Below are 12,236 nucleotides of genomic sequence, written 5' to 3' on the forward strand. Positions count from 1 at the left end.
AAATATAAGCTAACAACGTAAGTTAGCACAATTATATTATTTTTGAGAAATTTTTTTTATGGAAAAACTGGTTCCTTTCACGATAAATGATCTTGCTAAGATTACAAACCACCGAAGTGGTGAAATCAAATTTGGGGAAAAAATGATTACTGTACCCAAAGATGCAGTTCCTTTAGAATTTCTAAAAACTTGCGATGCTAAATACGTTTTGTTTGGTATTCCCGAAGACATCGGCGTAAGAGCAAATTATGGAAGACCTGGGACAGCTTCTGCTTGGGATAGTGCTATAAAAAGTATTGCTAATATTCAGCACAATCGGTTCTGTAAAGGCAGTCAAATAATTGTTTTAGGACAATTGAATGTTTGCGATGAAATGAAAGAAGTTAAACACTTAGATTTTAATGATATTGATGATCGCTCTAAGCTCAGTCAACTGGTTGAAAAAATTGATAAAGACGTATCTCATATTATTTTCAACATTGTAAAACTAGGCAAAACACCTATTATTATCGGAGGAGGACACAATAATTCTTATGGGAATATAAAAGGTACGGCTTTAGCCAAAGGGAAATCAATAAACGCGATTAATTTTGATGCTCATTCTGATTTTAGAATTTTAGAAGGACGTCATAGCGGAAATGGATTTTCTTATGCATACGAAGAAGGGTTTCTTAAAAAGTATTTTATATTCGGTTTACACGAAAACTACACCTCTAAAAGTGTCTTGGATATTATTAAAAAAATTGAAGACCGTGTTCAATATAACACCTACGACAGTGTAAATATTCGAAAAGAAAAGGAATTTTATCAAGAAATGATTCATGCCAATGAATTTGTGAGTACAGATCCTTTTGGAATTGAAATAGATTTAGACGCTATTCCTAATATTGCTAGTAGTGCTATGACTTTAAGCGGTTTTTCGGTTGAAGAACTTCGACAATTTGTTTCGTTTTTTGGCCAAAATAAAAATGCAGCTTATATTCATATTTGTGAAGGCGCACCTGATTTAGGCGAAGATAAAAACAATCACCTGATCGGTAAATTAATCGGTCATTTGGTTACCGATTTTATAAAAGCCAATAATAACTAACTTACAGATTCTTTCTAAAAATGCATTTACTGCTTCCTTGCGAAAGTAGTTCGTTCAAAACATCAAAAATAATAATACTATCTTTGCAAAACTATCTATGTACCTATTACAAGATATTTAATACAAAGAAACATGTTATTCGAAGATTTATCGTTATCAAAAAGTATACAAAAAGCAGTATTTGAAGAAGGTTATTTAAGCCCTACTCCTATTCAAGAACAATCCATTCCATTAGTTTTAGCCGGTAGGGATTTAATAGGTTGCGCTCAAACTGGAACTGGAAAAACAGCTGCTTTTGCTATCCCAATAATACACCAATTACATCGCATTGTAGGCTCATCAAAAAAAGCCAAACAAATTCGCGCCTTAATAGTTACTCCTACGAGAGAATTAGCCGTTCAGATAGGACAAAGTTTTGACACCTATGGAAAATATACTAATTTAACTCAATTAACCATTTTTGGAGGTGTTTCGCAACTCTCACAGGTTGATGCATTACGAAAAGGAGTTGATGTCCTTGTAGCTACACCAGGAAGATTACTTGATTTACACAAACAAGGTTTTATAGACTTTGACCATTTACATACTTTAGTTCTTGATGAAGCAGATCAAATGCTTGATATGGGATTTATCAATGATGTCAAAAAAATTGTAAAGCTTACGCCAAAAAACAGACAAACTTTATTATTCTCTGCTACAATGCCAATTGCTATTAGAGAATTAGCCGAAATGTTTCTGCAAGATCCTGCTAAAGTAGAAGTTTCTCCAGTATCATCTACTGCTGAAAATGTTGAGCAACGAATCTATTTTGTTGACAAAACAGAAAAAAGAAACTTATTATACCATCTGATTAAAAATGAAAATTTATCGGATGTATTGGTTTTTTCAAGAACAAAACACGGAGCCGATAATGTTGTAAAAGCTTTACGCAAAAACAATATTGCCGCAGAAGCTATACACGGTGATAAATCTCAAAATGCGAGACAACGTGTTCTGGATGCATTTAAAAACAAAGAAGTTGGTGTATTAGTCGCTACTGATATTGCTGCTCGTGGAATTGATATTGACCAGCTTCCTTATGTAATCAACTTTGATTTGCCAAACATTCCTGAAACCTATGTTCACCGTATAGGAAGAACAGGTCGTGCAGGTAATGGCGGTATTGCAATTTCTTTTTGTAGTAAAGACGAACATCCGTACTGGAAAGACATTCAAAAACTAATAAAAGTTGATGTAAAAACAATTTCTGACCATCCTTATCCATGGCATTCTGGTAGTCCTGAAGCAACTGGAGCTCCTGTAAAACAAAAAAATTCAAATAGAAGTGGTGGAGCACATAAATCAAGAAAATCAGATGCTTCAAAACAGAACAAAAAACGCTGGTATTAATCCTTCTTTTTTTTAACAATTCAAGTGTAAGAAATCTATATTAACTAATGTTTCTAGACATGTATATCGTCGTTAATTAATTCATTTTCAACGATTAATGTGTTAAAATTAACATTGCAAAGTCTCTATTGTGATTAAATTTGTAGCTATAAATAAGTAACAATTTAATTTTAAATAGTATGGAAACATTAGTTAAAAGAAACGGCTTATTTCCGTTAGTTCCAGTAAACACTCTTTTAGATGATTTTTTTTCTAAAGACATTTTTGATTGGTCTGATAAAAACTTTTCGTCTTTAGGAAGTAATTTACCTTCTGTGAATTTAAAGGAAACAGATGATAAAATTAAAATCGAATTAGCAGCTCCTGGATTAAAAAAAGAGGATTTTAAAGTCGAAATTGATAACAATATGCTTATGATTTCTTCTGAAAAAAAAGAAGAGAAAGAGGAAACAAGAAAAAAAGACAATTACATTAGAAAAGAATTTAATTACCAGTCTTTCTCTAGATCTTTTTCTTTACCTGAATATATAGATGACAGCAAAATTGAAGCAAATTATAAAGATGGAATCCTTCATGTTGATATTGCTAAAAAAGAAAATGGCAAGAAAAAAGTAACCAAAAAAATTGCTATTAAATAAACCGTTGAGATCTTTAAAAATATTAAAGTCGACAAATTCATATATAAAAAAAGAAGCCTCATAATGAGGCTTCTTTTTTTATATATGATATTTATTTTGTACTATTCAGCGGTTTCATGTTCGTCACCAGCTTCCCATTGTCCGACAACAGATGTAGCTAAAGCATTTCCTAAAACATTAGTTGCGCTTCTAAACATATCGCAAAAATGATCTATAGGTAGGATTAATGCAATTCCTTCAATTGGAATTTTAAACATTCCGCATGTAGCAGCTACTACAACTAAACTAGCTCTTGGCACACCAGCAATTCCTTTACTGGTAAGCATTAAAACCAAAAGCATTGTCATTTGTGTTCCTAAATCTAAATTAATTCCATAGGCTTGTGCTATAAAAATACTGGCAAAAGTCATGTACATCATACTACCATCTAAATTAAAGGAATATCCTAAAGGCAACATGAAAGAAACAATTCTGTCTTTTACACCAAAGCGTTCCAATTCTTCGGTAAGTTTTGGAAAAACAGCTTCACTACTTGTAGTACCAAATGCAATGATTAATGGTCCAACAATCCTTTTGAGTAAGATTGTCATTCTGCTTTTTAGAAAAATAAATCCAACAAGTATCAAAAAAACCCAAAGTGATGAAATTCCAATTAAGAAAGAACCAAAAAATTTGAAATACGTTATAGCTAATTCTTGGAAATCTCTTACTGCAAAAACACCTGCAATAGCTCCAAAAACACCTATTGGAGCAAATTTCATCACATAATTCACCATTTTAAGAACAATATGTGATGTCTTATCTAATGCATTAATTACGGGCTTAACATGATCACCTAAAGAAGCTGCGGCTAAACCAAAGAAAATAGAAAAAATAACAATTTGCAAAATTTCATTTGTTGCCATCGCTTCAAAAATACTTTTGGGAACAATATGCTCAATGAAATTTTCAAAAGATAAACTTTGTGTTTTTGCTGTAACTTCAGAAGCAGAAGCTAAATCAACATTTGATAAATTTAATCCAACTCCAGGTTCAAGAACATTTACAAAAAACATCCCTAACAATAAAGAAATAAATGAAGCTGTAAAAAACCATCCTAATGCTTTTCCTCCAATTCTTCCCACTGCTTTTATATCCCCTAATTTAGCAATTCCTACAACTAAAGTCGTAAATACCAATGGCGAAATAATCATTTGAACCAATCGGATAAAAACAGTAGCTAACATTTTAATTTTACTACTAAATGCTTGAGCAGTTTCTGCAGAAATGGAATTGTGAATAACAATACCTAATACTGCACCTAATAGCATTGCAATAAGTATTTGTCCTGTTAAACCTGAAAAAAATGAGGGCTTCTTTGTGGTAGTTTCTTGCATAGTTTGATTTGGATCTTGCATTTTTAATTGAAGTACGGAATGTATTTTAACCAAAAATGGATTAACGATAACACATTCCGTACTTAATAAAAATGGATTTTAGAAATTAGAATTATACGTTTTGTTTATTAGATAAAAATCTGCTAAAACAATTGCTGCCATTGCTTCTACAATAGGCACCGCGCGTGGAACTACGCAAGGATCATGGCGTCCCTTACCTGTCATTTCAGTAATATTTCCTTTATTATCTAATGATTCTTGTTTTTGCATGATTGTAGCTACTGGTTTGAAAGCTACACGGAAATAAATATCCATTCCGTTACTGATTCCTCCTTGAATACCTCCTGAAAGGTTTGTTCTTGTAGTACCATCTGCATTATACAAATCATTGTGTTCACTTCCTTTCATTTCAGAACCACAAAAACCGCTTCCAAATTCAAATCCTTTTACAGCATTTATAGAAAGCATCGCTTTTCCTAACTCAGCATGTAGTTTGTCGAAAACAGGTTCTCCTAAACCTATAGGCACATTCTGAATTACGCAAGTTACAGTTCCTCCAACAGTATCTCCTTGTTTTCGGATATCCCGAATATATTCTTCCATAATAGCTGCAGACTCTTCATCAGGGCAACGAACTGGATTTGTTTCTGTTTTTGAAAAATCTAAGTCTTGGTATGGTTTATTTAAATAAATAGGACCAACCGAAGAAACATAAGCATTGATTTTGATTTCTGGCAACATTTGTTTTGCAACAGCACCAGCTACTACTCTACTTGCCGTTTCACGAGCTGAACTACGTCCTCCACCTCGGTAATCACGAACGCCATATTTTTGATCATATACATAATCAGCATGACTTGGTCTGTAATTATCTTTTATATGGGAATAATCATCTGATTTTTGATTGGTATTAGGAATTATAAACCCAATAGGAGTTCCGGTTGTTTTACCTTCAAAGATTCCAGATAAAAATTGCACATCATCTGGTTCTTTTCGTTGGGTAACTATAGCCGATTGTCCTGGCTTTCTTCTTGACATTTCAAATTGAATTGCCTCTAAATCTATAGTAATTCCTGAAGGACAACCATCAATGATTCCGCCTAAAGCTTCTCCATGCGATTCTCCAAAAGTAGTTATTCTGAATAGTGTTCCGTAGCTATTTCCTGCCATTATAATTAGTTTTGAACAAAAGTACCATTTTAGTTTAAAGTTTAAAAATTTAAGGTTTAAAGTTTTTAAAGTCATTCCTCTATTTGTGGTCTCTCCTCTAAAAATTTTTAAAAAAAATTACATTATTTTACAATAATTCAATTGTTGGCTCGTTTATTGAACATAATAAAATCAACAATAAAACTTTCTTATGAAAAAAATTATTTTATCGGCTATTATGCTAATTGGTTTAGCATTTACCACACAAGCTCAGGAAATTTCTAAAAATGCTCTAGGATTACGTTTAGGAGACAATGATGGTTTTGGTGGAGAAATATCGTATCAAAGAGCATTGTCTGACAATAATCGTATTGAAGCAGATTTAGGTTGGAGAAACAGCAAAGAAGTTGATGCTTTCAAACTAACTGGTATTTACCAATGGGTTTGGAATATTGATGGAGGATTCAATTGGTATGCTGGTGTTGGTGGTGGTTTAGGAAGCTGGAGCAACAATAGCATCAATGATAGTGGAACTTTTGTATTTGCTGCGGGTGATATCGGAATTGAATATGGTTTTAAAGAAGTACCACTTTTACTTTCTTTAGACTTTAGACCTGAATTTGGAGGAAGCGGTTATTATTCAAACAACTACGGATCTGACGTAGCATTGGGAATTAGATACCAATTCTAATCCTTGATAAAGCTGAAATAAATAAGGCGCCTTATAATAAGGCGCCTTTTTTATTTAATAACAATTTCTTTTTTAGAGTTTATTTTGACTACACAAAAAGGATTTGTAAATGATTGTGAATTCATATTATCCGTTTTAGGAACAGTCTCTTTTATTGTAACAATTATATTTTTATCGGTTTCCGTTACACTTTCAATTCCTATTTGGTATCCACCTGATGGTTTTTCTCCCATATTCAAAACAATAAAATTAGAATTCTGAATATCATTCGGATTTATTTTATGTTTTAAACTCTCATCATTCTCTAACATTTTAATCTCATTAGGTTCTGTTAAGATTTCAAAAAAACGAATGCTTGCGCCTCCATCTGCTTGCTGTGTCAAAACTTCAAATAATGGTTTTTCGGCATTTTTTAAAGATGAAGCACCACAAGAAACCAAAAAAGGGATTAGTATTACTAGAAGTGCTTTTTTCATTTTAAATGATTTATTGATTATAGGTATTTATTAATTGCTTTATGGTATAAATCTTCATATAAAGGTAAGATATTTTTGATGTCAAATTTTTTGGCAACCTCTAAAGCATTCTTTTTAAATTTAGCAAGAACAGCATCATCTTTAAGAATTTTTAAAGCATTTATAGCCATTTCATCTGTATGACCTACATCACTTAAATAACCTGAAATTCCCTCAAAATTAACTTCGGGAAGTCCTCCAGAATTACTTGAAATTACAGGAACGCCACAAGCCATAGCTTCAAGGGCTGCAAGACCAAAACTTTCTGTTTCCGAGGGCAACAAGAATAAATCTGTCAGACATAGAATTTTGTCTATTTCATTACTGTTTCCAAAAAAAATCACTTTATCTAAAATTCCCAATTCCTGACATAAATATTCAGCTTTTTCCTTTTCAGGACCATCACCAACCATCATTAATTTAGCCGGAATTTCTTTTTGGATATTATAAAATATCTTGATTACATCTGGAATCCTTTTAACTTTTCGGAAATTACTGATGTGAGTTATTATTCGTTCTTCGGCATTAGCCATTACTGATCGATGACAGGTTGTATTTGAAACTTCATTTCCTTTATCTAATTCAATAAAATTAGGAATAACTTGAATTTCATTTTTTATTTTGAACAATTTTAGCGTATCGTCTTTTAAACTTTGAGAAACAGAAGTCACAAAATCTGATTTATTGATACTAAAAGTTACTGCTGGCTTATAAAATGGATGATTTCCAACCAGAGTAATATCTGTTCCATGGAGCGTTGTAATCATAGGAATATTAATTCCTTCATCTTTCAGCATTTGTTTAGCCATATAACCTGCATAAGCATGCGGAATTGCATAATGCACATGAAGTAATTCTATTTTATATAATTTAACCATATCCACTAACTTACTAGACAAAGCAAGTTCATACGGTTGATAATGAAACAAAGGATATTCAGGCACATTAACTTCATGATAATGCACATTAGGATTTAACAATGCCAGACGCACGGGTTGACTATAGGTGATAAAGTGAATTTCGTGTCCCCTACGAGCTAATTCAAGTCCCAATTCAGTGGCAACAACACCACTTCCTCCAAAGGTAGGATAACAAACTATTGCTATTTTCATTTAAATTTTTTAAGAATACGAATTTACAGAAAATAGAAATGCATTGTAAGAAAAAATGAAGCTAAAAATTTTAAATTCCAATAAAAAGTAATTGAATTTTACAACAGCTTATTTATTAGGTCACTAATTATGCTTTCTCTTATTTAACCATTTATTCGCCTTATGGGTAAGGTAAGCAGAGCCGCTACCTATTATTGCTCCCACAAAGACATCCGTAGGATAATGCACACCTAAATGCATTCTTGAATAACCAACTGCACTTGCCCATGCAAATGACGGAGCAATGATATACCATTTAGGATATGCAATACTTAATGCTGTTGCTGTAGCAAAAACACTAGATGTATGTCCCGAAGGCATCGAATAACTACCCTCAACTGCATGAGGTTCAATTTCTGGATAGGTAACATAAGGTCTGTTTCGCTTAATAATATCTTTTAAAGCTATAGTCACAAAAGCTGAAGCAAGAAATGTTTCACCAATATAAATAGCTTGCTTTTTTGTCAATGAATCTTTTTTAATTAATCCAACTGAATAAATTAATACTGGAGTTGCAATACTAATAGGAACCGCAGTATTTGTTATTGTTTCAAAAGCGTGATCCAATGATTTATTTCTATGAATATTGATATCCCTAAGTAAGTTGATATCAAAATTTTGAGCATTCGAATAGTTCATGCTTAAAAGCATCACAAGGATTGAGCATATTTTAAAAAACATTTTTTTAGTAATCATTTGGATACGCTTTATTAAAATATGATTTTTCTATTTCTTTATAGCTTCGTAAATTATCTTTTGAATATCTTCTCTAATATTTTCTTTAGACAATATATTCTTGGCATCATTTGGAAATGTTCTATTGGATAAAAATACATAAACTATTTCACTTTCTGGGTCTGCCCATGCCATTGTTCCAGTAAATCCAGTATGACCAAAACTGGTCATAGAAGCACAACCACACGTTGGGCCGTCAATACCTAATTGAGGTTTGTCAAAACCAACCCCTCTTCTATTCCCTTCGGAACAAAAATAGCACGTATTAAAATCATTAAATGTTTTTTCTGAAAAATACTGATAATTGCCGTAGTTCCCTTTTTGAAGATACATTTGCATTATTTTAGCAACATCCATCGCATTCGAAAAAATCCCTGCATGTCCAGCTACTCCACCTTCCATTGCCGCTGCCATATCATGCACATATCCTTGAATGATTTGATGACGAAAATAAGTGTCAATTTCTGTTGGAGGTATATCGTTTTTATTAAATTTTTGTAATGGATTATAAGTTGTGTTATTCGCTCCAAGTGATTTATAAAAATTCTCAGAACTTAAAACATCCAGTGTTTTACCTGTTGTTTTCTCCAAATAGTCTTTCAGAATCATAAACGTAAAATCGCTGTATTTATATTCTTTTTTAGGCGATAATTTACTTTCTACAATTATTTTCATAATTGTATCATGGTAATCATTTCGCATAAAAAGACTATCGGCTACTTTTTTAGAAAACTGTTCATCTTTTATTTTTCTATAATATTTATCCAATGGCTTTGAAGAATGGTCCAAAGTAGCTTTGTAAAAAGGTATCCAAGCAACAAGCCCTGCATAATGGGACAATAATTCTTTAAAATGAATATCTTGCTTATCAGAATTATTAAAAATAGGCAACATTGTTCCTAATGTTGTCTCCATATTAATTAAACCCTTATCGTATTGTTGCATAACATTAGGCAAAGTCGAAAGAATTTTTGATAGTGATGCTACATCGTATATTGTTGAATTATTAATTTTAGTAGTAGCATCATAGGTTTGATAACCAAACGATTTTTGATATATCACTTTTCCTTTTCTTGCAACAAGTACTTGAGCCCCAGGTGTCATTTTTTCTGAAATTGCTTTTTGTACAATTGCATCAATATTGGACAAAATTTTTGGATCCATCCCAACATTTTCTGGTGCTGTAAAACCCAGTCGATTTATTTTTTCTGTAGATAATCCATCATTTACTTTGAAATTATCGTTTATTGATACAGGTAATTTTCCTTTAGCTTCAATAGCACCAAAAATTAATTCTGCTGATACTTCTTGAGAAATAGCATTATTTTGATAGGAAACAATAATTCCTTCTATTCCATCAAAATTAGCAAAAGGCAACAACGAATATGGTTTTGCAAAAACATCCAGAATAACGTTATTATTTCTAGCTATTTCCTGCAACCAGATTAATTCTTTACCTGTAAAATCATTGTTGCGCCATACATTATCTGATTTATGATATCCAACAATTACAGTATCAAATCCTTTTAACTTTAGATTTAAACTATCAATAGATACATCTGAAACTTCAGTAACATCTGCATATTTTTTTAAAGTAGAAATAAAAGAACTGTTGCTATCGTCTCCAAGTTTTACGTAAGCAATTTTGTTATTCTCTATTTTTTTTATGGGTAGAATTTGATTTTCATTTTTCAGAACCGTTATTGCATTTTCATATAATTGATATTGCAATGCTTCATTTTCAGAAGGGTTTATATCATTATACAAATTTGAAACTTCAATAGGTTTGTAAGCATTTAAACCCGCTTTAAATTTATAATGCACAATTTTCTTGACAGAAAGAGCAAGTCTTTCTTCAGAAACAATATTGTTTTTATAGGCATTTCTAATTTTTTCAACTGCCAAAGGAATATTTTCTACAAAAAGCAAAATATCATTTCCTGCTAAAAAAGCATCTAAATTAACATCATCAGTTCCTTTAAAACCACTAACGCCTTTCATATTCATGGCATCCGTAAAAATCAATCCTTCAAATTCCATATCCCTTTGAAGAAGATTTGTAACTACATTATAAGAAAGTGATGACGGATAGTTTTGGCGTAATTCCAGACTTGGCACGTCTAAATGTCCGACCATTACCGAAACTAATCCTTCGTCAAACATTCGTTTATAAGGATATAACTCAATTAAATCAAGATGATCTCTAGATGAGGTAACAATAGGTAAACTTGTATGAGAATCTGTAGCGGTGTCTCCATGCCCAGGAAAATGTTTTCCAGTTGAAAAAACACCTTGATTTTGAACTCCAGTCATTAAAGCAATAGCTCTTTCGGTAACATTAACTTTATTTTCACCAAAAGAACGGTTCCCAATAATTGGATTTTTTGGATTTGTATTAATATCTAAAACTGGAGCAAAATTAAAGTGAACGCCCATACGCTTACTTTCTTTGCCCATTTTTTCACCAACTTTTTCAATCAGTTTCAAGTCTTGAATAGCTCCCAGAGTCATATTCCAAGGGTATCTATACGTAGAATCAAGACGCATACTTAATCCCCATTCGGCATCAATTCCAACAAACAAAGGTATTTTAGATTTTGATTGGTAGTGATTTGTTAAATGAGCTTGACGGACAGGACCACCTTGAAAGAAAATAACACCACCTATTTTATACTCTTTAATTAACTTATCAATAGCATTAACATGAGTTGTATCCCTATTAGAGTATGCGGCAACCATAAAAAGCTGCCCAATTTTATCCTCTAAAGTCATTTGATTGTAAACACTGTCAACCCATACATTTTCTGCATACGAGTCTTTGAAAAAATTTTTCCTGTCTGATTTTAAATGAGGAACATAAATTTCTTCATTTTCAGAAATTGTAGGTTTTTCAAGAGTTTGATTTAATATATTTTTTTTAGAAGTCCCGCAATTTGTTACCAAAAACAATAAGGCAAAGAACAAGACTATTCTAATAAAGAAAATTTTCATTAAGTATTTTATTTTAGAAAAAACGGCTGTGCCAGCTATCTACAGCCAAAACTTCCCAAGATTCATTAAATTCTTCTATATTATTAACCAAATTATTAAAAACAACGGTGTTTTCAGTAACAGCTTTGTCTTTAACCATTTTTTTGAAATCAATCAAAGGTTTATGAGCAATATGTTCGCCTAACTTGAAAGTAACGTTCATTTTATCCAATAAATCAACTTGATATTTTTTTTCTAAACTCTGAATAAATTCTACTGAAGAATCAATCGAACATCCAGTTGCTGCTTGTACTTCTTGGTTCACAGCAAGTATTATGAATCTATTGTATCGTAATTGATATGAGGATTCTAAAATGGTTCCATGCGCTGCCCAATTTTCAAGAAAAGATTGTAAAGCTGTTTCGATTTCAGCAAATTCTTCATCCGAAAACTTTCTATTGGATTGATAGATCCAAACTCTAGATTCTCCTGGCAAATTTTCAAATGGAACGTACATAATATTATTTTTTTA

At 31.9% G+C, this 12,236-nt stretch carries 11 protein-coding genes; 4 read left to right on the plus strand and 7 right to left on the minus strand.

Annotated features, from left to right (window positions below; genetic code table 11):
• Positions 1-58 precede the first annotated feature (58 nt).
• The 3 genes from C8C88_RS00095 (at position 59) to C8C88_RS00105 (ending at position 3,117) form a co-directional block, all read left to right on the plus strand.
• Complete coding sequence (locus C8C88_RS00095; RefSeq protein WP_121336201.1) at positions 59-1,090, plus strand: formimidoylglutamase; 1,032 nt, start codon at positions 59-61, stop codon at positions 1,088-1,090.
• Between the two features lie 132 nt (positions 1,091-1,222).
• Positions 1,223-2,479, plus strand: a complete 1,257-nt coding sequence (locus tag C8C88_RS00100; RefSeq protein ID WP_121336202.1) for a DEAD/DEAH box helicase — start codon at positions 1,223-1,225, stop codon at positions 2,477-2,479.
• A gap of 179 nt (positions 2,480-2,658) precedes the next feature.
• Positions 2,659-3,117, plus strand: a complete 459-nt coding sequence (locus tag C8C88_RS00105) for an Hsp20/alpha crystallin family protein (protein WP_121336203.1) — start codon at positions 2,659-2,661, stop codon at positions 3,115-3,117.
• Between the two features lie 101 nt (positions 3,118-3,218).
• Here the strand turns inward: C8C88_RS00105 and C8C88_RS00110 are convergent, their stop codons facing one another.
• Positions 3,219-4,493: a dicarboxylate/amino acid:cation symporter gene (locus C8C88_RS00110; RefSeq protein WP_121338503.1), complete on the minus strand. Its 1,275-nt coding sequence runs from the start codon at positions 4,491-4,493 to the stop codon at positions 3,219-3,221.
• 99 nt (positions 4,494-4,592) lie between these two features.
• A complete protein-coding gene (gene aroC, locus C8C88_RS00115; RefSeq protein ID WP_121338504.1) occupies positions 4,593-5,663 on the minus strand; it encodes a chorismate synthase in 1,071 nt (356 codons plus the stop codon).
• A 190-nt stretch (positions 5,664-5,853) separates the two neighbouring features.
• Here aroC and C8C88_RS00120 point away from each other — a divergent pair, with 190 nt between their 5' ends.
• On the plus strand, positions 5,854-6,333 hold the full coding sequence (locus C8C88_RS00120) for a hypothetical protein (RefSeq protein WP_121336204.1): 480 nt from the start codon (positions 5,854-5,856) through the stop codon (positions 6,331-6,333).
• Between the two features lie 50 nt (positions 6,334-6,383).
• Here C8C88_RS00120 and C8C88_RS00125 read toward each other — a convergent pair whose 3' ends face one another.
• The 5 genes from C8C88_RS00125 to C8C88_RS00145 form a co-directional block, all read right to left on the minus strand.
• Positions 6,384-6,809 carry a protease complex subunit PrcB family protein gene (locus C8C88_RS00125; RefSeq protein WP_121336205.1) on the minus strand — a complete coding sequence of 142 codons (426 nt, stop codon included), beginning with the start codon at positions 6,807-6,809 and terminating at the stop codon, positions 6,384-6,386.
• A gap of 17 nt (positions 6,810-6,826) precedes the next feature.
• Positions 6,827-7,960 carry an N-acetyl-alpha-D-glucosaminyl L-malate synthase BshA gene (gene bshA / locus C8C88_RS00130; RefSeq protein ID WP_121336206.1) on the minus strand — a complete coding sequence of 378 codons (1,134 nt, stop codon included), beginning with the start codon at positions 7,958-7,960 and terminating at the stop codon, positions 6,827-6,829.
• Positions 7,961-8,083: 123 nt separating this feature from the next.
• Positions 8,084-8,695, minus strand: a complete 612-nt coding sequence (locus C8C88_RS00135; RefSeq protein WP_121336207.1) for a phosphatase PAP2 family protein — start codon at positions 8,693-8,695, stop codon at positions 8,084-8,086.
• Positions 8,696-8,725: 30 nt separating this feature from the next.
• On the minus strand, positions 8,726-11,725 hold the full coding sequence (locus tag C8C88_RS00140; protein ID WP_121336208.1) for a glycoside hydrolase family 3 N-terminal domain-containing protein: 3,000 nt from the start codon (positions 11,723-11,725) through the stop codon (positions 8,726-8,728).
• A 13-nt stretch (positions 11,726-11,738) separates the two neighbouring features.
• A complete protein-coding gene (locus tag C8C88_RS00145) occupies positions 11,739-12,221 on the minus strand; it encodes an ABC transporter ATPase (protein WP_121336209.1) in 483 nt (160 codons plus the stop codon).
• Positions 12,222-12,236: the final 15 nt, after the last annotated feature.

The sequence above is a fragment of the Flavobacterium sp. 123 genome, from assembly GCF_003634825.1.
GTDB lineage: Bacteria > Bacteroidota > Bacteroidia > Flavobacteriales > Flavobacteriaceae > Flavobacterium.